This window comes from Streptomyces sp. NPDC053076, from assembly GCF_044546845.1.
GTDB lineage: Bacteria > Actinomycetota > Actinomycetes > Streptomycetales > Streptomycetaceae > Streptomyces.
On record NZ_JBITZL010000010.1, the window covers coordinates 97,732 to 124,317 of the forward strand.

Genomic DNA, 26,586 nt, shown 5'->3' on the forward strand with positions numbered 1-26,586 from the left:
GCCCTCGCCTGCGGCTCAGAGCGTCGAGGGCACCGTTCTCATCCCGCCCGCAGTGCCATCGTCATCGCCTCCACCGCCAGGAGCGGCGCCACATTGCGGTCCAGGGCCTCGCGGCACGCGGAGATCGCCTCGATGCGGCGGAGTGTGGACTCGGGGGTGCTGCCACGGGCCAGCCGGTCCAGGGCGTCCGCCGCGTCGGCGTTGGCGATCGCCGCGCGCGTGCCGAACTGGAGGGCGAGGACGTCGCGGTAGAAGGCGGTGAGGTCACCGAGGGCGATGTCCAGGCTGTCGCGCTGTGTGCGGGTTCTGCGGCGCTTCTGCATGTCCTCCAGGTCCTTCATCACCCCCGCCGTGCCGCGCGGCAGCCGACCGCCCTGGGCCGCGCCGAGCGCCGCCTTCAGCTCCTCCGTCTCCTTGCCGTCCATCTCCTCGGCGAGCTGCTTGGCGTCCTCCGCGGCCGCGTCGACCAGCTCCTGGGCGGCCTTGAGGCAGGCGCCGACCTCGTCCAGCCGCAGCGGCAGCTTCAGCACGGCGGCACGGCGCTCGCGGGCCGCCGGGTCGGTGGCCAGACGGCGGGCCCGGTCGACATGGCCCTGGGTGGCGCGGGCGACGGACGCGGCGACCTCGGGCTCGATGCCGTCGCGCCGCACGAGCATGTCGGCGACCGCTTCGACGGACGGCGTGCGCAGGTTCAGGTGGCGGCAGCGCGAGCGGATGGTCGGCAGGACGTCCTCCACGGAGGGGGCGCACAGCAGCCACACCGTGCGCGGGGCGGGCTCCTCGACGGCCTTGAGGACCGCGTTGGCCGACTTCTCGTTCAGCCGCTCGGCGTCCTCGACCAGGATGATCTGCCAGCGGCCGGTCGCGGGGGACGTGAAGGACTTGCGGACCGTGTCGCGCATGTCCTTGACCAGGATCTCGGAGCCGACCGCGGCGACCGTGGTGACGTCCGCGTGGGTGCCGAGCAGCGCGGTGTGGCAGCCGTCGCAGAAGCCGCAGCCGGGGGAGCCGCCGAGCGCGCGGTCCGGGCTCACGCACTGCAGGGCCGCGGCGAAGGCCCGCGCCGCCTGGTTCCGGCCCGCGCCGGGCGGCCCCGTGAACAGCCAGGCGTGGGTCATCTTCGACGCCTCGGGCATCGGCTCGTCCGCCCTGGCGGCCGTGACGAGGGCGTCGGCGTCCCGCGCGGCGGCATCGAGCACCGCGCTCACCTTCTCCTGCCCGACGAGGTCGTCCCACACGGTCATGGGTCACGCCGCCCTTCCGTCACACTGCGCGTACTGCCTGCCCTCCATTGTGCGGGTGGGCGCTGACAACGAGGGCCACCGGCGATCAGGGCCGCCGCCGGCACAGGCCCGTCGACAACGGGCGCGCATCGACGACGCGGCCCACCGGCCATGGGGGCTCACCGTGAACGGAGCGCCCCGGGCCGGAAGCCTGTACCGGTCTTTGGCGGCCCACCAGCCATAGGCCGCCCGGCGCCGGCGGGCGCGCACAGACGGAGGCGCCCACGGGCAACGGCTCTGCCGTTGCCCGTGGGCGCCTGCCGTCCGGAGAACCGGCTGCCGGTCAGCCGCGTCGGCCGCGGTCCTTGCGGCCCTGCTGTCCCTCGCCGCCGCCCTGGTCGCCGTACTCCGACTCGTCGTAGGAGCCCAGCAGTTCGTCGGCCAGCGTCGGCAGGTCGTCCAGCGGGGTCTCCTCGGCCCAGTCGGAGCGCGGCCGGCGGCGGGGCGTGCCGTCGGCATCGAGCTGGGGCAACTCCCGTGTGCGCGGCTCGGAGCCGTCGGGGCTCGCGGCGGGCCGCTCGTCCCGGAAGTAGCCGGGCGGCACCCGGTCCGCCGGCCCGCCGGTCCGTACCGGCGGCAGCACGGCGGTCTCGTCCGCCGCGCCCGGAGTCACCCGCGGCGCCTCGGCCCTACCGTCGGCGGACACCGGCGGCAGCACCGCGGTCTCGTCCGCCGCGCCCGCAGGCACCTGTGGCAGCACCGCCGTCTCCTCCGCCGACCCGGGGGCCACCGGCGGCTGCGGCAGTTCGGTGGTCACCTCGGAGTCCGCGGGGCTCCTCCGGGCCCCGGAGGCGGAACCGCCGCGCTTCTCGCGCACCGGCCGCAGCACCGTCGTCTCCTCCATGCCCTGCGCGTGCGTGGCCGGCCCCTCCGCGCGGTGTCCCGCCACGCTCGGTGCCTGCCCGTCCGCGCGGTGTCCCGTGGCGCCCGCAGCCTGCGTGTCCGGCGTCACCATCGGCGTCGGGACGGACTCCTCGGCACCCCGGGCCGTACCCGGGGACACGACCGGTGTGGGGACGGTGGTGGCGTCGGGGACCACGCCAGGTGCCGGCGGCCGGGGCGTGCTGGGCCTGCGGGCCGCCGCGTCGGCCGCCGCCGCGGCCTCGGCGGCCTGCCGGCGGGCCTCCTCGGCACGCAGCAGCGCCTCTTCCGCCTTGCGCTGCGCCTCCAGGCGCCGGGCCTCTTCCTCGGCGCGCAACCGGGCCTGCCGGGCCTCTTCCTCGGCGCGCAGCCGGGCCTGCCGGGCTTCCTCCTCGGCGCGCAGCCGGGCCTCCTCCTCGGCCTGCCTGCGGCGCCGCTCCTCCTCGGCCTTGCGGCGGGCCTCCTCCTCGGCGCGCGCCTTCTCCTCGGCGAGCAGCCGCTGCCGCTCCTCCTCCGCGCGCCTGGCCGCTTCCTCGGCCCGCTGCCGGGCCTCCTCAGCCTGCCGTTCGGCCTCGCGCCGCTGCGCCTCCTCCAGCTCGCGCCGCTTGCGCTCCTCCTCTTCGGCGCGCAGGCGAGCGAGCTGCTCCTGGCGCTCGCGCTCCAGGCGCTCCTCCTCCGCCTTGCGGGCGGCCTCTTCCTCGGCCTTGCGGCGGGCCTCCTCCTCGGCCTTGCGCCGGGCCTCCTCCTGAGCCTTGATCTCGGCCTCGGACAGCGGCAGCACGGTGTCCAGCCGGTGCCGGATCACGGTGGTGACGGCCTCGGGCTCCTGCCCCGCGTCCACGACCAGGTAACGGCCGGGGTCGGAGGCGGCCAGCGTGAGGAAGCCGGACCGCACGCGCGCGTGGAACTCCGCCGGCTCCGACTCCAGCCGGTCCGGTGCCTCGGTGAACCGCTCGCGGGCGGTCTCCGGGGGGACGTCCAGCAGCACGGTGAGGTGCGGGACCAGGCCGTCGGTGGCCCAGCGGTTGATGCGGGCGATCTCGGTCGGGGACAGGTCGCGGCCGGCGCCCTGGTAGGCGACGGAGGAGTCGATGTAGCGGTCGGAGATCACCACGGCGCCGCGCTCCAGGGCGGGGCGTACGACCGTGTCGACGTGCTCGGCGCGGTCGGCGGCGTACAGCAGCGCCTCCGCGCGGTGCGACAGGCCCGCCGAGGACACGTCCAGCAGGATCGAGCGCAGCCGCTTGCCGACCGGGGTGGCCCCCGGCTCGCGGGTGAGCACGACCTCGTGGCCCTTGGCGCGGATCCACTCGGCGAGGGCCTCGGCCTGGGTGGACTTGCCGGCGCCGTCACCGCCCTCCAGGGCGATGAAGAAGCCGTTCGTCGCCGGGACCGTGACCGGGTCGTCGCCGCCGAGCAGCGCGTCCTTGAGGTCCTGGCGCAGCGGCACACCGGAGCGGTCGTCGACCTTGGCGAGCACCAACGCGGCCACCGGCAGCAGCAGCGCGCCGACCAGCATCAGCGTGAAGGCCGCGCCGCCGTGCGCGAAGACGAACTTGCCGTTCTCCAGCCGGTGCGGGCCGATCAGCGCCGCGACCAGGGGCGCGATCAGGGCGCCGAGCGCTACGAAGACGCGGACCACGGCATGCAGGTGCTCGGTGGTGCGCGCCCGGCGGTATTCCTCGGTCTCCTGGTCGAGCAGGGTGTGCCCGGTGTTGGCGGCGACACCCGCGGCGGCACCGGCCAGCGTGACGATCAGCAGGACCGTGGTGACGTCCGGGACCAGCCCGGCGGCCAGCAGCGCGATGCCGGCGCTGGCGATCGCCAGCGCGAGCAGGCGGCGGCGGGAGAGCGAGGGCAGCAGCCCCGGGGCGGTGCGGATGCCGACGGCGACTCCGCCGGTCAGGCCCAGCACCAGCAGGCCGTACAGCACCGGGCCGCCGCCCAGGTCCTTGGCGTGCAGCACGCACACCGCGACGGCCGCCGCGATCGCCCCGGCGACTCCGGCGCAGGCCGGGACCAGCAGCGGGACGGCGCCCGTACGGCCCTTGTCGACGCCGGCGCCGGTGCGCGGGCGGCGCAGGCCCTCCAGCGGGGACCGCGGGCGCGGGGTGCGGGTGTCGGGCAGTTCCAGGAACGTCAGCACGGACAGGGAGGCGGCGAACAGGCCCGCCGCCACATACGACGCGAGGGCCGCCTGGTGCTGGTCGAACCAGTCCATGCCGGTACCCAGCAGGTTGTTCAGCAGGGCGGCGACGACCAGGGCGGCCGCGGCCAGCGGGACCGCGAGGAAGCTGGTGCGCAGCGTGAGGCGGCGCAGGGCGTCCATGTGGTCCGGCAGCGGCCGCACGGTCGCGCCCTCCGGCGGCGGACCCGGCAGCAGGGCGGGGGCGGCGCTCTCCCGGCACACGCTCCACAGCCGCTCGGCGACGCCGGTGACGAAGGCGGTGACCAGCAGGACGGCGAGCGCGTCGTCCGGGGTCCAGTCGATCCACAGGGGCGCGACGATCAGCAGCGCGGCGCGCAGGCCGTCGGCACCGACCATGGTCCAGCGGCGGTCGAGCGGACCCTCCTGGGCGGTGAGCGAGGTCAGCGGGCCGAGGAGGACGGCGCCGAAGAGCAGCGTGGCGAGGATGCGCGCGCCGAAGACCGTCGCCACTGCGAACGCCACGCCGCGGTAGCCACCGCCGAAAGCCCCCTCGGTTATCGCCGCCTGGAGGACCAGGACGACGAGTACGAGAAGGGAGAGGGCGTTGCCGACACCCCCCACCAGCTGCGCGCTCCACAAGCGCCTCAGCTGCGGTCGGCGCAGCAGAGAGCGCACGGCGCGCTCGCGGGAGTCCGCCACCAGGGCGTCGTCCGGTGCTGTGGGGTGGGCCGTTGGCTGCTCGGCTCGCGTCATGCGTTCAGCCTATCCGCAGCGAGTGACACCACACCTCGCCCGTCTGGCATGCGCACGCCCCGACACCAAAGTGATGCCGGGGCGTTCGTTTTGCGAAGCCCGGGGGCTGCGAACCGACGGGAGGTCAGTCCTCCGTGCCGGAAGCCGCCGTCTTCGAAGCCGTCGCCTTCTTCGCGGTGGTCTTCTTGGCGGTCGTCTTCTTCGCTGCGGCCGTGGTCTTCTTCGCGGCCGTCTTCTTGGCGGCGGTCTTCTTCGCCGGGGCGGTCTTCTTCGCCGTCGCCTTCTTCGCGGTCTTCTTGGCCGGGCCCTTCGCGCGCTTCTCGGCGAGCAGCTCGAAACCACGCTCAGGAGTGATGGTCTCGACGCTGTCGCCGGAGCGGAGCGTGGCGTTGGTCTCGCCGTCGGTCACGTACGGGCCGAAGCGGCCGTCCTTGACCACGACCGGCTGGCCGGAGACCGGGTCCTCGCCCAGTTCCTTCAGCGGCGGCTTGGCGGCGGCCCGACCGCGCTGCTTGGGCTGGGCGTAGATCGCCTGCGCCTCCTCCAGCGTGATCGTGAAGAGCTGGTCCTCGGTCTGCAGCGAACGCGAGTCCGTGCCCTTCTTCAGATACGGGCCGTAGCGGCCGTTCTGCGCGGTGATCTCCTGGCCCTCGGCGTCGGTGCCGACGACGCGCGGCAGCGACATCAGCTTCAGCGCGTCGTCGAGCGTCACCGTGTCGAGCGACATCGACTTGAACAAGGAGGCCGTGCGCGGCTTGACCGCGTTCTTACCGGTCTTCGGGGTGCCCTCGGGGAGCACCTCGGTGACGTACGGGCCGTAGCGGCCGTCCTTGGCGACGATCGCGTGGCCGGTGGCCGGGTCGGTGCCCAGCTCGAAGTCACCGCTGGGCTTGGCCAGCAGTTCCTCGGCCAGTTCGACGCTCAGCTCGTCCGGCGCCAGGTCGTCCGGGATGTCGGCGCGCTGGTGCTGTTCGGTGTCCTTCTCGCCACGCTCGATGTACGGGCCGTAGCGGCCGACACGGAGCACGATGTCGTTGCCCACCGGGAAGGAGGACACCTCGCGCGCGTCGATCGCGCCCAGGTCGGTCACCAGCTCCTTGAGGCCGCCGAGGTGGTCCCCGTCGCCGTTGCCGGCGTCGGCCGCGCCACTCGTGGCCCCCGCGACGAAGCCGCTGTTCGGCACCGTCTCGCCGAAGTAGAAGCGCTTCAGCCACGGCACGGCCTGCGCCTCGCCGGCGGCGATGCGGTCGAGGTCGTCCTCCATCCTGGCGGTGAAGTCGTAGTCGACGAGCCGCCCGAAGTGCTTCTCCAGGAGGTTCACCACGGCGAAGGACAGGAAGGACGGCACCAGGGCCGTGCCCTTCTTGAACACATAACCGCGGTCCAGGATCGTGCCGATGATCGACGCGTACGTCGACGGGCGGCCGATCTCGCGCTCTTCCAGCTCCTTGACCAGGGACGCCTCGGTGTAGCGAGCCGGGGGCTTGGTGGCGTGGCCGTCGACCGTGATCTCCTCGGCGGACAGCGCATCGCCCTCGGCGACCTGCGGCAGCCGGCGCTCGCGGTCGTCCAGCTCGGCGTTCGGGTCGTCGGCGCCCTCGACGTATGCCTTCAGGAAGCCGTGGAAGGTGATCGTCTTGCCGGAGGCGCTGAACTCGACGTCCCGGCCGTCGGCGGCGGCGCCGCCGATCTTCACCGTCACGCTGTTGCCGGTGGCGTCCTTCATCTGCGAGGCGACGGTCCGCTTCCAGATCAGCTCGTAGAGCCTGAACTGGTCCCCGGTCAGACCGGTCTCCGCGGGCGTGCGGAAACGATCACCCGAGGGACGGATCGCCTCGTGCGCCTCCTGGGCGTTCTTCACCTTGGCGGCGTAGGTCCGCGGCTGCGGCGGCAGGTAGTCGGCGCCGTACAGCTGCGTGACCTGGGCACGGGCCGCGGCGATCGCCGTGTCGCTCAGCGTCGTGGAGTCCGTACGCATGTACGTGATGTAGCCGTTCTCGTACAGCTTCTGCGCGACCTGCATGGTCGCCTTCGCGCCGAAGCCGAGCTTGCGGCTCGCCTCCTGCTGCAGCGTCGTCGTACGGAACGGGGCGTACGGCGAGCGGCGGTACGGCTTGGACTCGACGGAGCGCACGGAGAAGCGGGTGTTCTCCAGGGCGGCGGCGAGGGAGCGGGCGGTCGCCTCGTCGAGGTGGAGGGTGTTCGCGCTCTTGATCTGTCCCAGGGAGTCGAAGTCGCGGCCCTGCGCGACCCGCCTGCCGTCGACGGTCTGGAGGCGGGCCACCAGCGATGACGGGTCCGACGAGTCCCCCGCGCGGCCGGTCGCGAAGGTGCCCGTCAGGTCCCAGTACTCAGCGGACCGAAAAGCGATGCGCTCGCGTTCCCGCTCCACGACGAGTCGCGTGGCGACGGACTGCACGCGGCCGGCCGACAGCCGGGGCATGACCTTCTTCCACAGCACCGGGGACACCTCGTAGCCGTAGAGACGGTCGAGGATGCGGCGGGTCTCCTGGGCGTCGACCAGCTTCTGGTTGAGCTGGCGCGGGTTGGCGACGGCCTCACGGATCGCGTCCTTGGTGATCTCGTGGAACACCATCCGCTTGACGGGGATCTTCGGCTTCAGGACCTCCTGGAGGTGCCAGGCGATCGCCTCGCCCTCCCGGTCCTCATCGGTGGCGAGGAACAGCTCGTCGGAGTCCTTCAGCAGGTCCTTGAGCTTCTTGACCTGGGCCTTCTTGTCGGCGTTGACCACATAGATCGGCTGGAAGTCGTGTTCGACGTCCACACCGAGGCGGCGGACCTCGCCGGTGTACTTCTCCGGCACCTCCGCGGCGCCGTTGGGAAGGTCGCGGATGTGCCCGACGCTCGCCTCGACGGTGTAGCCGGGGCCGAGGTAGCCCTTGATCGTCTTCGCCTTGGCAGGCGACTCGACGATGACGAGTCGGCGACCGCCTTGTGCGGTCTCGCTGGTCGGGGACAACTTCGCTCTTCTCTCCGGTCGACGCTGGGGGCCTCCCCAGGCTTCGTCCCGGGGTCGCGGCGTACTACTGGCTCGTGTGACGCTGCGGAGTGTGACGCTACATCCCGCCCCCGTGTCAAACGGGAAAAGCCCACAACGGCCACTCGAACGGTAACCCGACTACCGGCATTCCTGCCGCCCGGACTGTCCGTCCCGCCCCGTACTCCTGTCCGGAGCGTGACGCTCCCCTTACGCCCCGGACATGGCGTCCACCGGCCTCAGAGCCGGGTCAGGCAGTACAGACCGAGGGTCAGCGCGACCATTCCGGCGACGCTCGCGGCGGTGACCGATGCGACCCGACTCACACCGAGGGCGACCGGTTCCCGGCGCCTGAGACGGGTCCCGGTCCAGGCCAGCAGACCGGCCCCGAACAGGGCGAACACCACTCCCGCGAAGATCGCCGGTCCGCTCTCCATCGCCTGCCCGCCCCTTCCCTGCCGTCGGCTCCGCCCAGCGCCGGGAGGGTGCCACGCGCGGGAGACGGACGGGCGACATCGGGATGAACGGAAGGTCGACACATAATCGAACTTACACTCGAACTGGCAGTTCCGGATTCGTGAGCCATATTTTTCCGGCCGTTTTCCGGAAACGGGCCCGCACCGGTCCCGGCGGAGGTCTACGAGGCCAGCAGGGCGCCCGGCGCACGGCGGCTACCCGGCACGGCGCCCTCGACCCGACACCGCGCCCGGGCAGCCACCCGCTCAGCGTGCCCGGCGCGCGCCCGCACAGCTTCAGCGCACCGGCTCAGCGCACCGGCTCCAGGAAGCCCTGCTCCACCAGCAGCCGGATCTGCGCGGGGGTGCGGTCGCGGAGCAGCACCGGGTCCTCGCCGACGAGCTGCGCGATGGCGTCCAGGATGCGGCCCGCGCTCAGCGTGCCGTCGCACACGCCCGCGAACCCGGCACCGACGGTGTCCACCTTCGTCGCCCGGCGCATCCCGCGGTGCTGGCGCAGCACCACGTGCTCGGGGTCCTCGGCGCCGGGCAGCCCGACCTGTTCCTGGACCACTTCGCCGACGAGCTTGAAGTGGCTGTCCAGCAGCGCCGCGTCGTCGTGCTCCCGGAGGTAGCCGAGACGGTCGAAGTGCGCCCGGATCGTCTCACCGAGCGGCTGCTCCACCGGGTGCGGCCACTCCTCCACGGTGACGACGGGCTCGGCGGACCCGGTCCTGCGCAGGGTGATCCAGCCGAAGCCGACCGCCTTGACCTTGCGTGCCTCGAACTCGTCGAGCCAGGCGTCGTACCGCGCCTGGTACTCCGCCGGGTCACCGCGGTGGTCACCGGCGTCCCTCAGCCACAGCTCGGCGTACTGCGTGACGTCCTGCACCTCGCGCTGCACGATCCAGGCATCGCACCCGCGCGGCACCCATGACCTGAGTCTGTCCTGCCAGTCCTCCCCCGCGACGTGCTGCCAGTTCGCGAGGAACTGCGCGAACCCGCCCTCGTTCAGCCGTTCCCCCGCCTGCTGAACGAGCGAGCGGCACAGATCGTCCCCGCCCATGCCGCCGTCCCGGTACGTCAGCCGGCTGCCCGGGGAGATCACGAACGGCGGGTTGGACACGATCAGGTCGAACGTCTCGTCGTCCCGGACCGGCTCGAACAGCGAACCCTCGCGCAGGTCGGCGGCGGGCGCCCCGGAGAGCGCCAGTGTGAGCGCCGTGATGTGCAGCGCGCGGGGGTTGAGATCGGTCGCCGTCACGCGGGTGGCGTGCTGGGCGGCGTGCAGCGCCTGGATGCCCGAGCCGGTGCCCAGGTCCAGGGCGGAGGCGACGGGGGTGCGGACGGTGATGCCGGCGAGGGTCGTGGAGGCGCCGCCGACGCCCAGGACGACACCCGCGTCGCGCTGTCCGATGCCGCCGGCACCGCCGACCGCGCAGCCGAGGTCGGAGACGATGAACCAGTCCTCGCCGCCGGGGCCGCCGTACGGCCGTACGTCCACGGTCGCGGCCACCTCGTCGCCGCCCACGCGCGTGAGCCAGCCGGCCGCCAGCGCCTCCTCGACCGGCAGAACGGACGCCACGCGCGCGTGGGGCACCGGTTGCTGGAGCAGGAAGAGCCGCACGAGCGTCTCCAGCGGCGTGTCGCCACGGGTGGCCCGCAGGGCGGGCACGGTCTCGCTGCGGGCCAGCGCCGCGTACGCGGCGGCGCCGAGCAGGTCGAGCAGCCCGTCGGCGGTGAAGGAGGCGGCCAGCAGCGCGTCCCTCAGGCGCGCGGCGGTGTCGGGCCGGTCGGAAGCGGGCAGGGGAGCGAGTCCGGAGTCAGTCACGCCCCCCATTGTGGCCCGGGGCGGCTGCCCGGGGCCGTTCGCGCGCGAGCCGTCCGCCGACGTCAGCCGGCGGTCGTCTGCCCCGTGGGCTGTGCCGTCGTGGATGCGGCGACCTTGCAGCTGGGCGCCTCGGCCATCGCTTCCTTGACCTTGCCCTGCTCGAGCCGCTTCAGCGCCTGCGTGCCGTTGTCGCCCTGCTTGCCGACCTCCTTGGTCTGGCTGGCGACCTCCTTGAGGCCCTTGGCGAACTTGCCTTGATCCTTGGTGTCGAGCCCGTCGACCTTCTTCTTCAGGTCCGCGTACGACGTGGAAAGGCCGGCGAGGTTCTTGGCGGCGTCCTGCTGCAGCTTGGCGCCACCGTCGATCCCGGGGGGCGCTCCGGCGCCGCTGAGAGCGTCCGCGAGTGCCTTGTATCCGTCGGCCAGGTCCTGGAAGGCCTCCACGTACGTCTTCTGGGCGCTCTTGGGCGGCAGGTTGCTGTCCGTGGCGATGGCCGCGATCGAGGCGTTGGCCGTCCTGATCTTCGTGTTCTGCGCGGGTACCGCGTCGCACACCGTCTTGGCCCAGGACACCAGCTTGGGGTCGGGCCCCTCGTCACTGCTGCTGCTGCATCCCGACAGCGTCACCACCAGTACCGCACCGCTGGACAGTGCGGCCGCGAGCTTCTTGTTCACCGGATCGGTCCCTTCCATGGCTCTCGGCCCCCGGAATCTACACGGCGGACGGACCGCTACCCCGCGCCGGACAAGGGATCAGTCAGCTTTTGTGACTTTTTGCACCACGGGAGAGAAGGCTCACGGCATGGGCGACCACACACACGGAAGCGGGCGGCCGGCACGTCAGCACGCGCCGTCCGCCCGCCCGTTGACCAGGCCCTTCGTCCTGTCCTACGAAACCACTGCCGCGTCGGGCGAGTTGGCGACCCGCCCGGTGCTCTCCTCGTCCCCGACGGCGATGCCGCGCCGCTTGGAGACGTACACGGCGACCACGATCACCAGAAGCGCGAGGATCGCGATACCGATCCGTACGCCGAGGTTCTTGTCGTCACCGTAGGAAAACTTGATCACCGCCGGTGCGATGAGCAGCGAGACCAGGTTCATGACCTTCAGCAGCGGGTTGATGGCGGGTCCGGCGGTGTCCTTGAAGGGGTCACCGACCGTGTCGCCGATCACCGTGGCGGCGTGGGCCTCGCTGCCCTTGCCGCCGTGGTGGCCGTCCTCCACCAGCTTCTTGGCGTTGTCCCAGGCGCCACCCGAGTTGGCCAGGAACACCGCCATCAGCGTGCCCGCGCCGATGGCTCCGGCGAGGTAGGAGCCGAGCGCGCCCACGCCGAGCGTGAACCCGATGAAGATCGGCGCCATGACGGCGAGCAGACCGGGCGTGGCGAGCTCGCGCAGGGCGTCCTTGGTGCAGATGTCGACGACACGGCCGTACTCGGGCTTCTCGGTGTAGTCCATGATCCCGGGGTGCTCGCGGAACTGCCGCCGCACCTCGAACACCACGGAACCCGCCGACCGCGACACCGCGCTGATGGCCAGTCCGGAGAAGAGGAAGACGACCGCGGCACCCGCGATGAGGCCGACGAGGTTGTTGGGCTGCGAGATGTCCATGGAAAGGGTGAGCGGCGATCCCGGCCCGCTCAGCTTCGTCCCGACGTCCCGCACGTTGGTGGTGATCGCGTCGCGGTACGACCCGAACAGCGCCGACGCGGCGAGGACCGCGGTGGCGATGGCGATGCCCTTGGTGATGGCCTTGGTGGTGTTGCCGACGGCGTCCAGGTTGGTGAGCACCTGCGCGCCGGCGCCCTCGACGTCGCCGGACATCTCGGCGATGCCCTGCGCGTTGTCGGAGACCGGCCCGAAAGTGTCCATGGCGACGATCACGCCGACCGTGGTGAGCAGGCCGGTGCCGGCCAGGGCGACCGCGAACAGCGCCAGCATGATCGACGTGCCGCCGAGCAGGAACGCGCCGTACACGCCGAGCCCGATGAGCAGGGCCGTGTAGACGGCCGACTCCAGACCGACCGAGATGCCGGACAGGACGACGGTGGCCGGACCCGTGAGGGAGGTCTTGCCGATGTCCCGCACCGGGCGGCGGTTCGTCTCGGTGAAGTAGCCGGTCAGCTGCTGGATGACGGCGGCGAGCAGGATGCCGATGGCCACCGCGACCAGCGCGAGGATGCGCGGGTCGCCGTCCTTGCCCTTGATCGCGGCGTCGGTGACGCCGTCGAGGTCGGCGTACTTCGACGGCAGGTAGACGAAGACCGCGACCGCGACCAGCGCGAGCGAGATCACCGCGGAGATGAAGAAGCCGCGGTTGATCGCGCTCATGCCACTGCGGTCGGCACGGCGCGGGGCGACCGCGAAGATGCCGATCATGGCCGTGACGACGCCGATGGCGGGCACCAGCAGCGGGAAGGCGAGGCCGGAGTCGCCGAAGGCGGCCTTGCCGAGGATCAGCGCGGCGACCAGGGTCACGGCGTACGACTCGAAGAGGTCGGCCGCCATCCCCGCGCAGTCGCCGACGTTGTCGCCCACGTTGTCGGCGATGGTCGCGGCATTGCGCGGGTCGTCCTCCGGAATGCCCTGCTCGACCTTGCCGACCAGGTCGGCGCCGACGTCGGCGGCCTTGGTGAAGATGCCACCGCCCACTCGCATGAACATCGCGATCAGAGCGGCGCCCAGACCGAAGCCCTCCAGCACCTTCGGCGCGTCGGCCGCGTACACCAGCACCACACAGGAGGCGCCCAGCAGGCCGAGCCCCACCGTGAACATGCCGACGACACCGCCCGTGCGAAATGCGATCTTCATCGCGGTGTGCGAGACGGTGGTGAGATCCTTTTCTGGTTCGCCTTCCGCCGGAGTGGCTTCCCGGGCCGCCGCGGCGACCCGCACGTTGCTGCGTACGGCCAGCCACATGCCGATATAGCCGGTGGCCGCCGAGAACACCGCTCCGATCAGGAAGAACACCGAGCGGCCGGCCCGCTGATTCCAGTCGTCCGCGGGCAGCAGGAAGAGCAGGAAGAACACGACGACGGCGAATACGCCGAGCGTGCGCAACTGCCGGGCGAGATAAGCCTTCGCGCCTTCCTGGACCGCCTCGGCGATCCGTTTCATGCTCTCGGTGCCCTCGCCCGCCGCGAGCACCTGACGTACCAAGATCCCCGCGACCACCAGCGCGGCCACGGCGACCGCCGCGATGGCGGCCACGATGATCCGGTTGTCGTCGGTCAGGACCGCGGCTGCGAGGGATGTGGGGTGACCCAACTGATGAGGGGTAGAAAGCCCCGCCATTCGTCCTCCTTGACGCTTGGGCTGAGCTCAAGATGTGGACGGATTGTAGGTACCCCGGAGTGATCTAAACAGGGGACGGTAAGCGGAATCAGCCTTCTCATGCTCTTCAGCAAATGATCGAGGTAACGTCACGTAGCCCGAAAGAGGTAATGCCTTAAAAGCATTGACGACCGCATTGGCTCTTGATCGAATTATCGGGCTATTGATCGTGAATTTCTTCACGAATTCCCGGAGCTCATCGGAAAACACGACAAGGGCCCTGCTGAGCAGGGCCCTTGGGGGTGTGTACGGCGACGCGAAGGAGGTCGGGTCGCGGACGGGTCAGACGAGTGCCGTGGCCGACGGTGTGGTCGGCCAGGTCATGCGGATCAGGCCGCCGTTCCGTCCGGTGGTGACCTCCACGTCGTCGACGAGGCCGCTGATGACCGCGAGGCCCATCTCGTCCTCCTCGACCTCCGCCGCGCCGTCCGGGGCGTCGTCGGGCGTACCGCCGCCCGGCGTGGCGTGCGGCGCCTCGTCGCCGACCTCGATGGAGAACTGCTTCTCCTCCTCGATCAGCGCCACCTTCACCGGTGCCGTGACGCCACTGTTCCGGTGCAGTCCGACAGCGCGGGAGCACGCCTCGCCCACGGCGAGCCGGACCTCGTCCAGGACGGCCTCGTCCACTCCCGCCCTGCGCGCCACCGCTGCCGCCACCAGCCGGGCGGTCCGGACGTGCTCGGGCAGCGCGCTGAAGCGGAGTTCGACGGTGGCCATGCATCCCCCTCGCGACTACGGGCGTGCGGTCGGGGGCGGGGTCGCCGGGCGCCCGCACCCCCTGTGTATTTCTGTGCCCCGGGCCGCTTCACCGACCCGGAACCGGACCATCCCGACCGGAACGGGGCCGCTCAGCGGCTGGCACCGGCCCGTTCAGCGGCCTGGCACCCGGACCTTTCGCCAGCCAGGTACCGGACCGTTCACCGGCCCGGCGCCGGGCGGCCTTCGGTCCGAAAGGGAGCGGACATCGCTCCGGCACGGACATCGGTCCGGCACGGACACGACTCCGGACGGGACCGGCCGACGTCCTGGCCCCGGCAGGGGCCCGACGCCGGCGACCGGTCCGGGGTCAGTCGGTGGCCGCCACCGCTTCGTCGACCGAGGTGTGGATCGGGAACACCTTGGTGAGACCGGTGATGCGGAAGATCTTGAGAATGCGCTCCTGGTTGCAGACCAGGCGCAGCGAGCCCTCGTGGGCACGAACACGCTTCAGGCCACCGACCAGCACGCCGAGCCCGGTGGAGTCGAGGAAGTCCACGCCCTCCATGTCGACGACGAGGTGGAAATTCCCGTCGTTCACCAGCTCGACCAGCTGCTCGCGCAGCTTGGGCGCGGTATATACGTCGATTTCGCCACCGACCTCGACGACCGTACGATCGCCGACGGTACGGGTCGACAGGGACAGGTCCACGGATCCTCCAGCACCTTGCTATCGAGCGGTCGCCCCTCGGGCTCTCGGCTTACGGCCCTCAGGACGCTTCGCCAGCCGCGATGGCATTCAATCACTTACCGGCAGGCGTGCACGACGCCTTGACTCCATTGTCCGTCACGCCAGTGACACACTCGGTGCCAATGGCCAAGAATCACCGATCCGATCGAACCCCGGCGGACCCGGCGTCCCGCCCGTCTCCGGGCGTGGTCCTGGACCGGCTCGCCTCCGGGCCGAGCCGGGCTGCGCGCATCACTCATACGGAGCACTTGCCCCCGCGCGCGGGTCGCCATGCCGTCTGGCCTGACCGTATTCGGTCAGAGGTGATCGCGGCCGTGCAGGCGTGCGGCATCGAGCATCCCTGGGCGCACCAGGCGCTGGCGGCCGAGCACGCCCTGGACGGTGACTCGGTGGTCGTCGCCACCGGCACCGCCTCCGGCAAGTCACTGGCGTACCTCGTGCCCGTCCTGTCCACCCTCCTGGACGGTTCCGATGCGCCGAACGGCCGCGGTGCCACCGCCCTCTACCTGGCCCCCACCAAGGCGCTCGCGGCGGATCAGTGCCGCTCGGTGAAGGAACTTTCACAACCTCTCGGAAGCGCCGTGCGCCCGGCCGTGTACGACGGTGACACCCCCTTCGAGGAACGCGAGTGGATCCGCCAGTACGGCAACTACGTCCTCACCAACCCGGACATGCTGCACCGCGGGATACTTCCCTCCCACCCGCGCTGGTCCTCCTTCCTGAAGTCGCTCCGCTACGTCGTCATCGACGAGTGCCACACCTATCGGGGCGTCTTCGGCTCGCACGTAGCCCAGGTGCTCCGCCGGCTGCGCCGCCTGTGCGCCCGCTACGGCTCCTCCCCCGTGTTCCTGCTGGCCTCGGCGACCGCCGCCGAGCCCTCGGTCGCCGCCGGCCGGCTGACCGGACTGCCGGTCGTGGAGGTCGCCGACGACGCCTCCCCACGCGGCGAGCTGGTGTTCGCCCTCTGGGAGCCCCCGCTCACCGATCTGCAGGGTGAGAGGGGCGCACCCGTACGGCGTACCGCCACCGCCGAGACCGCCGACCTGCTGACCGACCTGACCGTGCAGGGCGTGCGCTCGGTGGCCTTCGTACGTTCCCGGCGCGGCGCCGAGCTGATCTCCGTCATCACCCAGGAGAAACTCTCCGACATCGACCGCTCCCTGGTCCGGCGTGTCGCGGCCTACCGCGGCGGCTACCTCCCCGAGGAGCGCCGCGCCCTGGAGCGCGCCCTGCACTCCGGTGAACTCCTCGGCCTCGCCGCCACGACGGCCCTGGAGCTGGGCGTGGACGTCTCCGGACTGGACGCGGTGGTCATCGCCGGCTACCCGGGCACCCGCGCGTCCCTGTGGCAGCAGGCGGGCCGCGCGGGACGCGCCGGCCAGGGCGCCCTCGCGGTCCTCGTGGCCCGCGACGACCCGCTGGACACCTTCCTCGTCCATCATCCCGAGGCCCTGTTCGACCAACCGGTGGAATCGACGGTCCTCGACCCCGACAACCCGTACGTCCTCGCCCCGCACCTGTGCGCCGCCGCCGCGGAGCTGCCGCTGGCCGAGGAGGACCTGGTCCTCTTCGGCCCCGCCTGCGCGGATGTGCTGCCTCAGCTGGAGGCGGCCAAGCTGCTCCGCCGCCGCACGAGGGCATGGCACTGGACCCGCCGGGAGCGGGCCGCCGACCTCACCGACATCCGCGGCGCGGGCGGCCGTCCGGTGCAGGTCGTCGAGGAGGGCACCGGTCGCCTGCTCGGCACGGTCGACGCGGGCGCCGCGCACTCCGCCGTCCACGAGGGCGCCGTCCATCTGCACCAGGGCCGCACCTACCTGGTGCGCTCCCTGGACCTGGAGGACTCGGTCGCCCTGGTCGAGCAGGCCGACCCGCCGTACTCGACCGTCGCCCGTGACACCACGTCGATCTCCATCCTGGAGACGGACACCGAGGTCCCGTGGGGCGCCGGCCGGCTCTGCTACGGCTCGGTCGAGGTCACCAACCAGGTGGTCTCCTACCTCCGCAGGCGCCTCATCACCGGCGAGGTGCTGGGCGAGACGAAACTCGACCTGCCTCCTCGTACGCTGCGCACCCGCGCGGTGTGGTGGACGGTCACCGAGGACCAGCTGGACGAGGCCCGCGTCATTCCGGAGATCCTCGGCGGCTCCCTGCACGCCGCCGAGCACGCCTCCATCGGCATGCTGCCCCTCTTCGCGACCTGCGACCGCTGGGACATCGGCGGCGTGTCCGTCCCCCTGCACCCCGACACCCTCCTGCCCACGGTCTTCGTCTACGACGGCCACCCCGGCGGCGCGGGCTTCGCCGAGCGCGCCTTCCACACGGCCCGCGCCTGGCTCTCGGCCACCCGCGAGGCCATCGCGTCCTGCGAGTGCGAGTCCGGCTGCCCCTCCTGCATCCAGTCCCCCAAGTGCGGCAACGGCAACGACCCGCTGCACAAGAGAGGTGCGGTACGGCTGCTGACGGTGCTGTTGCGGGGGGCGCCGGAGGAAAAGCCGACGGAGGAGGCGACGCAGACGCGGACGGAGGGGGTGACGCAAGAGGCGGGGCGGATGACGGAGGAGGCAGAGGGGGCGACGGGAGAGGCGGCGCGGCCGGCGGAGGAGGCAGAGGGGGCGACGGGAGAGGCGGCGCGGCCGGCGGAGGAGGCAGAGGGGGCGACGGGAGAGGCGGGGCGGCCGGCGGAGGAGGCAGAGGCCGGCTAGAGGGCCCCGGAGGAGGCAGGACAAGCCGTCGGGAGGAGGCGGACACCTGCCAAGGACCGCCGGGTGAGGACGGCTGGCCAGCCGGAGACGGGGGAGGCCCCCCAGAGGGCGCCGGGTGAGACGAGCTAGCCGACGGAAGAAACTAAGGCCGGCTGGAGAGAGCCGGAGGAGAGCCCGGCCGAGGAGCCGACGGAGCCCAGATCTTCCGCCCGGGGCCTGACCGGGGCAGGGGCCCGCCAGCCGCCACCGGACTCGCCGACACGCCATCCACCACCGGACCCACGCGCCCCGCCGACACACCCGGCACCGCCGGCCCCGCGGACACACCAGACACCACCGGCCCCGCCCGCCCCGCGGACACACCAGACACCACCGGCCCCGCCCGCCCCGCGGACACACCAGACACCACCGGCCCCGTCGGCACGCCAAACGCCACCGGCCCCACCGGCCCCGCCGGCCCCGCTCTCGCCCTGACCTCCGCCGTGAACGGCCCTCTCCCGGCAGCCGCCGTCACGTCCGAGGTGTCGCCGATGATCGCGCACCGCACCAGCCGTACCCCTTGGGCCGCCGCCAGCCGTCCGGCCTTGGCGCAGGCCACCGTGCCGCCCTCGGCCCAGTGGTCCGCCGCCGCGAGCGCCGCCAGATCCGCGCCGCCGGCCGCCCGGTGTCGTACGGCGACGGCCTGGCCGAGAGCGAGCACGGCACCGAACACCACGCACAGCACGGCGATCGCCCCCAGGCTCCACACGGTGGCGGACCCCCGGTCGGAGCCCTCCTGCCGGCCCCGGCGCCCACACGGCCCGTGCGACGCCTCCGCTCGAACCCACCGGCCGGCCCACCACGAGCCCGGCCACCGAGAGCCCACGTTGCCCCTCGCCCGAGCACGGTCCTCCCATCCGCGCAGCCCCCGCCAGCCGCTCAACCACCCCCAGCCGGCCCACCGACCCCAACCGACGCGCCGAACCCAAAAGGACATCCACCCCCACCAGGTCAACCACTCCCGGCCAGTCAGCCACCCCCAGCCCTCCAACCACCCCCGGCCAGTCAGCCACCCCCAGCCGGTCGGCCACCCCCAGCCGGTCAGTCGCCCTCTGTCCGGATGCCGTCGTCCGATGTCCGGTTCGCCTCCACGCTTCACGGCACCTCCTCCCCCGCTCGCACCGCGGCCCCCACACTGTCCTCGGCGAGTGCGACGGCCTCCTCCCGTACCTCGAACGGCAACCCGCTCAACACCGGCGGCTCGGCCACCACCGTCACCCGGACCCTGTCGCCCTCGCGCGCGACGGTCACCCGCGCTCCCCGCGGCGCCGCTTCCCGGGTCACCGTCACCACCGCGTCGGCCGGATCCTGACGGGCGGCGGCCCGGGCGCCCGCACGGGCCGCGTCCACGCACTCGATCTGCGCCGCGACCACGAGCAGGCCCCAGACCAACGCCATCGTGAACGCCACCAGCACGGACAGCACCACGGCCGCCTCAGCGGTCACGAACCCCCGGTCCCCGCCCCGCTCACATGCGCGCACTGAGGGCCTTCTTCACGATGGCCGCCAGCTCCGCCCGGACCTGGCCGCTGGTGACGACCTCGTAGAGCAGCACCGCGAACCCGACGGCCGCGACGATCCCCATGGCGTACTCGGACGTCACCATTCCGGCGTCCCGACGGCTCGCCCCGCACAACCGGACCGCCGCTTTCCTGATCTTTCCGAACATCTCAACCCCCGTAAGGCTCTGTACTTCGGTCGTTCTCCGCGCTCATCCCACGTCTGCGTGTCCGTGCCTTCCCGTACGCCTCACCCCCCTCCCATCACCCCGCCGGCCAGCCCGATCACCACGGGCAGCACCCCGACCGCGATGAACGCGGGCAGGAAACACAGACCGACCGGTGCGGAGATCAGTACGGCCGCCCGGCGTGCCCGGGCCGTCGCCGTGCGGGCCCACTCCGCGCGCGCGTCCGACGCGAGACGGGTGACGGGACCGGCCGCGGGAAGCCCGGACTCGTCGGCCCGCTCCAGCAACCGCGCCAGGGCACCGGCGCCGGGCAGCAGGGCCAGGTTCCGCCAGGCATCGCCCGGTGCGCCGCCGAGCCGGACCTCCGCCGCTCCCCGCGCAAGCGCCTGCCCGACGGGTCCGCCCAGGGCCTCGCCCACCGCGTGCGCGGCGATCACCGGACCGGCGCCTGCGGCGATGCAGGCCGCCAGCAGGTCGGCTGCGAGAGGGAGTTGGCGCGCGGCCCCGGCGGTGTCGATCACCTGCTCCTGGCCGGCCGCCGTCTGCCCGCCCCGCCACCGCCAGAGCACGACGCCGACGCCCAGCCCCAGCACGGCCCCGACGGTCCCGCCGACCAGCACCCACGCGCCGCACGCCGCACCGGCCGGCGGGAGCCACCGCCGTACAGCGGGCGGGATCACGAACGCCGGTCTGCCGGAGGCCACTTCGAGCCCCAGCAGCTCGGCCACCCGGCGCCGAGCCTGACGCCGCCGACGCATCAGCTCCAGCCGCCGCACGCACCAGCCGAGGATCAACGCCGCGACCACGACCATCCCCAGCCTGTGGACAACTTCTCCGCTCACACCGCCCGCCCTTCCCGCACCCGTCGCACTACTCGCCATTTCACCCATTCCGGACTGCCCGCCATTTCCACGCACTCCGGACCAACCTCACGCACTCCGAACCAGCCCCGCGCACTCCGGACCAGCCCCAGGGAGCCTGGACCAACTCCCTGCGGCCCGGACCAATCGGCCTTCCCGCGCACCCTGGCTTCCCCGCACTCCCGGCCTGCCTGCGCCCCTTGCCTTCCCGCGCACCGCAAGCCGCTCGCCGTGTCCCGGTCCCCTCGGGGCCCCGCCCCGGGCCAGCTCTCACAACGCCTCGGCCTTCCTCACGATCCGCACCGCCCACCACATCCCGGCCGCCTCGAACACCGCCCCGGCCGCCAGGCAGCCGAGGCCGGCCCCGCTGTGCAGCAGCACGCGCAGCGGGTCCGCGCCCATGGCCGCGCCGAGGAGCAGACCGAGGGCGGGCAGTGCGGCGAGCAGTACCGCGGTGGCCCGGGCCCCCGCCAATTGAGCTCGCAGGTCGCCTCGTTGATCCCGCTCGGCGCGCAGCGCCCCCTCCAGCCGGTCCAGACCGGCGGCGAGTCCGGCACCTTGGTCCAAGGCCACCCGCCAGCACGCGGCGAGTCCGAGCAGGCCCTCGGCGCCCGGCTGCCGCGCCGCCGCGGTGAGCGCGCCAGGCACGTCGCCGCCGAACCGCGCCGCCGCCACCACGGCGGCATGCGCGTCGCCGCATCCGCCGGAGTCCCGGGCGGCCCGCAGCAGCGCCGCCCCCGGTTGCCGTCCCGCCCGCACTTCCCCGGCCAGCGCACCGCACAGGGCGATCACCTCGTCGGCCCGCCGCTCCCCGTCACGCCGGGACCGCCGGGACAACCGCACCCGGCGCAGCACCGGCACCCCGGCCGCCCCCGCGACGACCGGGATCACCGAGGAACCCAGCAGGGCGATCACCAGCCCGGCGGCCAGCGCCCACCACTCGGCACCCAACCGCTCGCACCGGCGCCGCAGTTCCGCGAGGATCCGCTCGGGGGCGGGCGGTCCGGTCGCCACTACCCCGCCGCCGGCCAGCAACAGCCGGGCCCTGCGCATCCCGTAGTGCGGGCCGCCCAGCAGCCAGGCCAGCGCGCCGAGACAGAGCAGCGCGGCGCCCATGGACGTCTCACCGATCACCTTCGTCACCTCTCTCGTCATTCCGGAACCTCACCCGCTCGGGGATCCCGCCCGACCGGAACCCGCTCGGGGATCCAGCCCGACCGGAACCCGCTCAGGGATCCCGCCCGACCGGATCTCAGTCGTCCGCGAACTCACCCGACGCGCCCAGGAGCTGCCGCAGTCGCTCCCACCCCCGCCCCCGCACGAAGGCCGGCTCGCCCCAGCGCAGTGCCGGTACCGTCCGCACCAGCCCGGTGGCGTCCCGCTCCAGCACATGCACCTCGTCGATCCGGCGCCGCCCGGACCGGTCCCGCACGAGGTGCACCACCACCGAGAGGGCGGCCGCCAGCTGGCTGTGCAGCGCGGCCCGGTCCAGCCCGGCGGCGGTGGCCAGTGCCTCCAGCCGGGCCGGTACGTCCGCGGCGGCGTTGGCATGGACCGTGCAACAGCCGCCTTCATGGCCCGTATTGAGGGCCGCGAGCAGATGCACGACCTCGGGTCCGCGCACCTCGCCGACGACCAGCCGGTCCGGCCGCATCCGCAGGGCCTGCCGTACGAGGTCCTCCAGGGTGACCAGGCCGGCGCCCTCCTGGTTGGCGGGCCGGGTCTCCAGCCGGACGACGTGCGGGTGGTCCGGCCGCAGCTCGGCCGAGTCCTCGGCCAGCACGATGCGTTCACCCGGTCCGACGAGGCCGAGCAGTGCGCTGAGCAAGGTGGTCTTGCCACAGCCGGTGCCGCCGCTGACCAGGAAGGAGAGCCGGGCCTCGAGCAGCGCCTTCAGGATCCGGTCACCTCCGGGCGGCACCGTGCCGGCCGCGACGAGTTCCTCGACGGTGAAGGCCCGGGGCCGTACCACCCGCAGGGCCAGGCAGGTACAGCCGACGGCGACCGGGGGCAGCACCGCGTGCAGCCGGGTTCCGTCGGGCAGCCGCGCGTCCGCCCAGGGCCGGGCGTCGTCCAGCCGGCGGCCGGCCACGCCCGCCAGCCGCTGGGCGAGACGTCGTACGGCCGCCGCGTCCGGGAAGGTCACCGGAGTCAGCTCCAGGCCACCGCCGCGGTCCACCCACACCCGGTCCGGGGCGGAGACCAGGACGTCGGTGACGTCCGGGTCGGCGAGCAGCGGTTCCAGGGGGCCGGCGCCGACCAGCTCGGACCGCAGGTGGTCGGCCGCGCCGAGGACCTCCGCGTCGCCAAGCACCCGGCCCTGCTCGCGCAGCGCCTGGGCCACGCGCGCGGGAGTGGGTTCGGCACCGCTCTGGGCGAGCCAGCGGCGCACTCCGTCGAGCAGGGCCGCGCCGTCGGCCCGGTCGAGTCCGGGCAGGGTCATCGGGTGCCTCCCGCCTCGACCAGCGCGCGCTCCCAGAAGTGCGCGCAGAAGCGGGCGAGAGGGCCGCGCCCGGTCGCCCCGGGGGGCTTCGCGCCACCCTGCGGGCGCAGCAACGCCGGTTCGACGGGCACCTCGCCGGCCAGCGGCAGGCCGAGCAGCCGGGCCACCGCGTGGTCGTCCAGGCCGGGTGCGTAGGGCCCGCGGACCGCGACCCGCAGATCGCGAACGACCATGCCGACGGCGGAGGCGACGCGACCGGCAGCCGCCAGCGCCCGCAGGTCGGCCGGGACGACGAGCAGCGCCAGGTCGAGCTGGGCGAGAGCCTCGGCGACCCCGTCGTCGAGGCGGCGGGGCAGGTCGACCACGACCGTGCCGCCGCGTCGCCGGGCGGCGGCCAGCACCGCGCGCACCGCGGGAGACGGAACGGCCACGCAGTCGCCGCGGTCCCAGCTGAGCACGCGGAGGGAGTGCAGCTGCGGCAGCGACTCCTCCAGGGCGCCGCCGCCGACCCGGCCGCGGGAGGCGGCGAAGGCCGGCCAGCGCAGACCTTCGGCACCCTCGCCGCCGAGGAGTACGTCGAGTCCGCCGCCGAGCGGATCGGCGTCCACCAGTAGGGTGCGCAGTCCCTCGCGCGCGGAGGTGACGGCGAGGGCGCACGCGAGCGTGGACGCTCCGGCCCCGCCCCGGCCGCCGATCACCCCGACGGTGAGCGCCGGGCGGCCGATGCCCTCGGCGACGTCGGCGATGCGGTCGACCAGCCACGGCTCGCCGTCAGGGAGCATCAGGACATGGTCGGCGCCGATCTGGACGGCTCGTTTCCATACCCCGGGGTCGTCCTGGTCACGGCCGACCAGCACCACTCCGGGCCGGCGCGCGGCCCCGCTCACCCGGCGGGCGGCGTCGTCGCCGACGAGCACCAGCGGGGCCACCGCCCAGCCGTCGCCGGATTCCGGTACGCCGTGATGGACCTCGGGTGTGGCGCCCGCCGCCGCGCACAGGCGCAGCAGATCGTCCAGGAGGGCCGCGTCCTCGGTGACGATGAGCGGCCGTCCGGGCCGGCCTCCGGGGCCGGGCGGCGGATCGTGGATGACGGTTCCGGTCACGGGTGTTCCCCCTTCGCTGCGTGGGCCGCGCGGCCCCCGCGGCCACGCGATTCCCAAAGGTGTGAAGAACCGGCGAGCGGCCTCCATATGAACGGCCGATAGGAACCGGCCATACGCGCACCGGCAATCGGAACCAGCCATGAACCGGCCAGGCCGGGGTGCGTGGGAATCACGGTGCAGCGAACCGGGAAATCGTGTGGATCTTGGTCGATAACTGTGGACAACTCAGACCCTGTGAATAACTTCGTCACCCATACCGGCGACCCCTGTACTGATCCGTGTGCGATTCACAGAGCAGTCCGACGATTACCCTCAGTGACCGATCATGGGCATACGAAAACGCGGCCGCGGCGGCGCGAGGCCGGCCCTACGACCGCGTGAAGAACTGGAGAGGAGGGAGAAAACCCATCCGGACATGCGACGACCCCCGCCGGGGGGGAGAGCGGGGGTCGTCCCCACGGCCGACTCGGGGGGGGAGGAGTCGGGCCGGGTTAGCACGGTCGCGAACGATCCGTGACTTCCATGGTGTACCCGAGAGCCCTCTCAGGCAAACCCACGCGCCTCACCTTACGCCGAATGGTGGGCGCCTATGCTCAGGGACGTGGAAAACCACTCCTTGCCTCGCGCAGCAGCCTTCTTTGACCTGGACAAGACGGTCATTGCGAAGTCGAGCACGCTCACCTTCAGCAAGTCCTTCTACCAAGGCGGGCTGATCAACCGCAGGGCCGCCCTGCGTACCGCATACGCCCAGTTCGTCTTCCTGGCCGGCGGCCTGGACCACGACCAGATGGAGCGCATGCGCGAGTATCTGTCCGCGCTGTGCCGAGGCTGGAACGTCCAGCAGGTGCGGGAGATCGTCGCCGAGACCCTGCACGATCTGATCGACCCGATCATCTACGACGAGGCCGCCTCCCTGATCGAGGAGCACCACGCGGCCGGCCGGGACGTCGTGATCGTGTCCACCTCGGGCGCCGAGGTGGTCGAGCCGGTCGGTGAACTGCTGGGCGCGGACCGGGTGGTCGCCACCCGCATGGTCGTGGGCGAGGACGGCTGTTTCACCGGAGAGGTGGAGTACTACGCCTACGGCCCGACCAAGGCCGAGGCCGTCAAGGAGCTGGCCGCGTCCGAGGGCTACGACCTCGACCGCTGCTACGCCTACAGCGACTCGGCGACCGATCTGCCGATGCTCCGGACCGTCGGGCACCCGCACGCCGTGAACCCGGACCGCGCACTGCGCCGCGAGGCACTCGCGCGCGGGTGGCCGGTGCTGGAGTTCCGCCGCCCTGTCCCGCTCAAGAAGCGGCTGCCCACGTTCTCCGTACCGCCCCGCCCGGCGCTGGTCGCGGCGGCGGCCATAGGCGCGGCCGCGGCGACCGCCGGGGTCGTCTGGTACACCAGCCGGCGTCGCGGCACGACCTGACCGGCGCCCGTTTCACCCGGATTGAACCTGAAAGTAAAGAAGTGCAGGCAGGGGTTCCGCTTCATCCCGGCTCGCGGTACAAAGAACGTAGGCCCGCGAGACCAAAGGACATCCGAGAGGATCCCCTGACACTACGCACTTGGCCCCACGGACCCCCGCATGGACACCGGGCACCCACGCGACGTCGACCCGTCGATTACGGGCCAGCCGCACCAGGGACGGGCAAAGCATCCCGACCTGATGGGCAATATTCGAGGACGCTTGGTAACCGGGTGAGCATGCCAGCGGCGGTACGAGCACTCGTACCGCCGCAACCCTTTCCCGGGGGAAGCCTCCTCCGGGAGGGCTCTCAGGCCGCGCCCCGCTGCAGCGCCTCGCACACCGCCGTGGACTCCCGCGCCCCCAGCTCCACCGCCCGGCCGCAGTGGTTGATCCACGCCGCCATGCCCTCGGGAGTGCCGGAGACGTAACCGTCGAGGGCGGCCAGATACGCGGCGCGACCCAGTTCGGCGTACCCGACCTCGGCCGGGCAGACCGCCTTCGGGTCCAGCCCGCTGCCGATCAGCACGATCCGCTCGGCAGTGCGCGCGATCAGCCCGTTGTGGGACACGAAGGGGCGCAGCGCGATCAGCTCGCCGTGCACCACGGCGGCCGTCACCAGCGCGGGGGCCGAGGTGCCGGCGATGATCAGGTCCGCCAGCCCCTCCAGCCGGCCCGAGACCTCACCCGCAGCCGGCAGCGGCAGCTCGATCAGCGGCTCGTCCACCGGTTCGCCGGCGTGACGCGGCCTGCCGACCCGGTCGTCATCGCTCGCCGCGGCCACCAGGTGCAGCCGGGCCAGCACACGCAGGGGTGACTGACGCCAGATGGACAGCAGCTGTCCCGCCTCGGCGGAGAGCCGCAGGGCCGCGCCCATCACGCGGGCCTCGGCGTCGGCGCTGAAGTCGGTGCGCCGCCGCACTTCCTCCAGGGCCCAGTCCGCGCCGGACAGCGCCGCCGAGCCGCGGGCACCACGCAGGGCCGCCTCGGAGGTGATCTCGTTGCTGCGGCGCCGCATGACCCGGTGCCCGTAGACCCGGTCCACGGCCTTGCGCACGGACTCCACGGACTCGGCCACGCCGGGCAGTGACCCCAGGGCCGCGAGCGGATCGGCGGCCGCACCTGTCGTACTCATGAGTACGACAGTACGCACCTCGCCGCAGCACTCCACGAAGGAGTGG

At 72.7% G+C, this 26,586-nt stretch carries 18 protein-coding genes and 1 pseudogene; 2 read left to right on the forward strand and 17 right to left on the reverse strand.

Features of this window, described 5'->3' with window-relative positions:
- Nucleotides 1–38 precede the first annotated feature (38 nt).
- The 9 genes from ACIGYR_RS32860 to bldG all read right to left on the reverse strand — a co-directional run bounded on the left by ACIGYR_RS32860 (nucleotide 39) and on the right by bldG (nucleotide 15,070).
- Nucleotides 39–1,244: a DNA polymerase III subunit delta' gene (locus ACIGYR_RS32860; protein ID WP_399606614.1), complete on the reverse strand. Its 1,206-nt coding sequence runs from the start codon at nucleotides 1,242–1,244 to the stop codon at nucleotides 39–41.
- 322 nt (nucleotides 1,245–1,566) lie between these two features.
- Complete coding sequence (tmk, locus tag ACIGYR_RS32865; RefSeq protein WP_399606611.1) at nucleotides 1,567–5,046, reverse strand: dTMP kinase; 3,480 nt, start codon at nucleotides 5,044–5,046, stop codon at nucleotides 1,567–1,569.
- Between the two features lie 124 nt (nucleotides 5,047–5,170).
- Nucleotides 5,171–8,026 (reverse strand): type I DNA topoisomerase, encoded by a 2,856-nt coding sequence (gene topA, locus ACIGYR_RS32870; protein ID WP_391847689.1) that lies wholly within the window; start codon nucleotides 8,024–8,026, stop codon nucleotides 5,171–5,173.
- Nucleotides 8,027–8,283: 257 nt separating this feature from the next.
- Nucleotides 8,284–8,481: a hypothetical protein gene (locus tag ACIGYR_RS32875; RefSeq protein ID WP_399606608.1), complete on the reverse strand. Its 198-nt coding sequence runs from the start codon at nucleotides 8,479–8,481 to the stop codon at nucleotides 8,284–8,286.
- A 328-nt stretch (nucleotides 8,482–8,809) separates the two neighbouring features.
- Nucleotides 8,810–10,339 (reverse strand): methyltransferase, encoded by a 1,530-nt coding sequence (locus ACIGYR_RS32880; RefSeq protein ID WP_399606606.1) that lies wholly within the window; start codon nucleotides 10,337–10,339, stop codon nucleotides 8,810–8,812.
- A 53-nt stretch (nucleotides 10,340–10,392) separates the two neighbouring features.
- Nucleotides 10,393–11,022 carry a small secreted protein gene (locus ACIGYR_RS32885; RefSeq protein ID WP_399606603.1) on the reverse strand — a complete coding sequence of 210 codons (630 nt, stop codon included), beginning with the start codon at nucleotides 11,020–11,022 and terminating at the stop codon, nucleotides 10,393–10,395.
- Between the two features lie 195 nt (nucleotides 11,023–11,217).
- Complete coding sequence (locus ACIGYR_RS32890) at nucleotides 11,218–13,623, reverse strand: sodium-translocating pyrophosphatase (RefSeq protein WP_391847685.1); 2,406 nt, start codon at nucleotides 13,621–13,623, stop codon at nucleotides 11,218–11,220.
- Between the two features lie 321 nt (nucleotides 13,624–13,944).
- Complete coding sequence (locus tag ACIGYR_RS32895) at nucleotides 13,945–14,379, reverse strand: ATP-binding protein (RefSeq protein WP_399606600.1); 435 nt, start codon at nucleotides 14,377–14,379, stop codon at nucleotides 13,945–13,947.
- Nucleotides 14,380–14,728: 349 nt separating this feature from the next.
- The gene (gene bldG, locus ACIGYR_RS32900) at nucleotides 14,729–15,070 is read right to left on the reverse strand and encodes an anti-sigma factor antagonist BldG (protein WP_009189842.1); all 342 of its coding nucleotides are present in this window, start codon (nucleotides 15,068–15,070) and stop codon (nucleotides 14,729–14,731) included.
- Nucleotides 15,071–15,150: 80 nt separating this feature from the next.
- On the opposite strand from bldG, the gene ACIGYR_RS32905 reads away from it, so the two are divergent.
- The gene (locus tag ACIGYR_RS32905) at nucleotides 15,151–17,814 is read left to right on the forward strand and encodes a DEAD/DEAH box helicase (RefSeq protein WP_399606597.1); all 2,664 of its coding nucleotides are present in this window, start codon (nucleotides 15,151–15,153) and stop codon (nucleotides 17,812–17,814) included.
- A gap of 445 nt (nucleotides 17,815–18,259) precedes the next feature.
- Here the strand turns inward: ACIGYR_RS32905 and ACIGYR_RS32910 are convergent.
- The 7 genes and pseudogenes from ACIGYR_RS32910 to ssd all read right to left on the reverse strand — a co-directional run.
- Nucleotides 18,260–18,601 (reverse strand): annotated as a pseudogene (locus tag ACIGYR_RS32910) (Rv3654c family TadE-like protein); the annotation flags it as partial.
- Between the two features lie 347 nt (nucleotides 18,602–18,948).
- On the reverse strand, nucleotides 18,949–19,299 hold the full coding sequence (locus ACIGYR_RS32915) for a TadE family type IV pilus minor pilin (RefSeq protein WP_399606596.1): 351 nt from the start codon (nucleotides 19,297–19,299) through the stop codon (nucleotides 18,949–18,951).
- Between the two features lie 22 nt (nucleotides 19,300–19,321).
- Complete coding sequence (locus tag ACIGYR_RS32920) at nucleotides 19,322–19,522, reverse strand: DUF4244 domain-containing protein (RefSeq protein WP_391847681.1); 201 nt, start codon at nucleotides 19,520–19,522, stop codon at nucleotides 19,322–19,324.
- A gap of 80 nt (nucleotides 19,523–19,602) precedes the next feature.
- Nucleotides 19,603–20,382: a type II secretion system F family protein gene (locus ACIGYR_RS32925; RefSeq protein ID WP_399606591.1), complete on the reverse strand. Its 780-nt coding sequence runs from the start codon at nucleotides 20,380–20,382 to the stop codon at nucleotides 19,603–19,605.
- 288 nt (nucleotides 20,383–20,670) lie between these two features.
- On the reverse strand, nucleotides 20,671–21,555 hold the full coding sequence (locus ACIGYR_RS32930; RefSeq protein WP_399606589.1) for a type II secretion system F family protein: 885 nt from the start codon (nucleotides 21,553–21,555) through the stop codon (nucleotides 20,671–20,673).
- A 97-nt stretch (nucleotides 21,556–21,652) separates the two neighbouring features.
- Nucleotides 21,653–22,843, reverse strand: coding sequence for a TadA family conjugal transfer-associated ATPase (locus ACIGYR_RS32935; RefSeq protein ID WP_399606587.1), 1,191 nt, complete (start codon nucleotides 22,841–22,843; stop codon nucleotides 21,653–21,655).
- Entirely contained in the window at nucleotides 22,840–23,946 is a 1,107-nt protein-coding gene (gene ssd, locus ACIGYR_RS32940; RefSeq protein WP_399606584.1) for a septum site-determining protein Ssd, read from the reverse strand. Before ssd ends, ACIGYR_RS32935 begins: the two co-directional genes overlap by 4 nt.
- Before the next feature lie 589 nt (nucleotides 23,947–24,535).
- Here ssd and ACIGYR_RS32945 point away from each other — a divergent pair.
- Nucleotides 24,536–25,366 carry an HAD family hydrolase gene (locus ACIGYR_RS32945; protein ID WP_391847676.1) on the forward strand — a complete coding sequence of 277 codons (831 nt, stop codon included), beginning with the start codon at nucleotides 24,536–24,538 and terminating at the stop codon, nucleotides 25,364–25,366.
- Nucleotides 25,367–25,715: 349 nt separating this feature from the next.
- Here the strand turns inward: ACIGYR_RS32945 and ACIGYR_RS32950 are convergent, their stop codons facing one another.
- Nucleotides 25,716–26,540 carry an oxidoreductase gene (locus tag ACIGYR_RS32950; RefSeq protein WP_399606581.1) on the reverse strand — a complete coding sequence of 275 codons (825 nt, stop codon included), beginning with the start codon at nucleotides 26,538–26,540 and terminating at the stop codon, nucleotides 25,716–25,718.
- Nucleotides 26,541–26,586 lie beyond the last annotated feature (46 nt).

Bases quoted from the DNA above. Each gene is read 5' to 3' on its own strand.
- ACIGYR_RS32935 (WP_399606587.1), bottom strand. From the start codon at position 22,843: ATGACCCTGCCCGGACTCGACCGGGCCGACGGCGCGGCCCTGCTCGAC.
- ACIGYR_RS32905 (WP_399606597.1), top strand. From the start codon at position 15,151: ATGGCATTCAATCACTTACCGGCAGGCGTGCACGACGCCTTGACTCCA.
- ACIGYR_RS32930 (WP_399606589.1), bottom strand. From the start codon at position 21,555: ATGACGAGAGAGGTGACGAAGGTGATCGGTGAGACGTCCATGGGCGCC.
- ACIGYR_RS32860 (WP_399606614.1), bottom strand. From the start codon at position 1,244: ATGACCGTGTGGGACGACCTCGTCGGGCAGGAGAAGGTGAGCGCGGTG.
- ACIGYR_RS32945 (WP_391847676.1), top strand. From the start codon at position 24,536: ATGCTCAGGGACGTGGAAAACCACTCCTTGCCTCGCGCAGCAGCCTTC.
- ACIGYR_RS32950 (WP_399606581.1), bottom strand. From the start codon at position 26,540: ATGAGTACGACAGGTGCGGCCGCCGATCCGCTCGCGGCCCTGGGGTCA.
- tmk (WP_399606611.1), bottom strand. From the start codon at position 5,046: ATGACGCGAGCCGAGCAGCCAACGGCCCACCCCACAGCACCGGACGAC.
- ACIGYR_RS32880 (WP_399606606.1), bottom strand. From the start codon at position 10,339: ATGGGGGGCGTGACTGACTCCGGACTCGCTCCCCTGCCCGCTTCCGAC.
- ACIGYR_RS32890 (WP_391847685.1), bottom strand. From the start codon at position 13,623: ATGGCGGGGCTTTCTACCCCTCATCAGTTGGGTCACCCCACATCCCTC.
- ACIGYR_RS32895 (WP_399606600.1), bottom strand. From the start codon at position 14,379: ATGGCCACCGTCGAACTCCGCTTCAGCGCGCTGCCCGAGCACGTCCGG.
- ACIGYR_RS32875 (WP_399606608.1), bottom strand. From the start codon at position 8,481: ATGGAGAGCGGACCGGCGATCTTCGCGGGAGTGGTGTTCGCCCTGTTC.
- ACIGYR_RS32885 (WP_399606603.1), bottom strand. From the start codon at position 11,022: ATGGAAGGGACCGATCCGGTGAACAAGAAGCTCGCGGCCGCACTGTCC.
- ACIGYR_RS32920 (WP_391847681.1), bottom strand. From the start codon at position 19,522: ATGTTCGGAAAGATCAGGAAAGCGGCGGTCCGGTTGTGCGGGGCGAGC.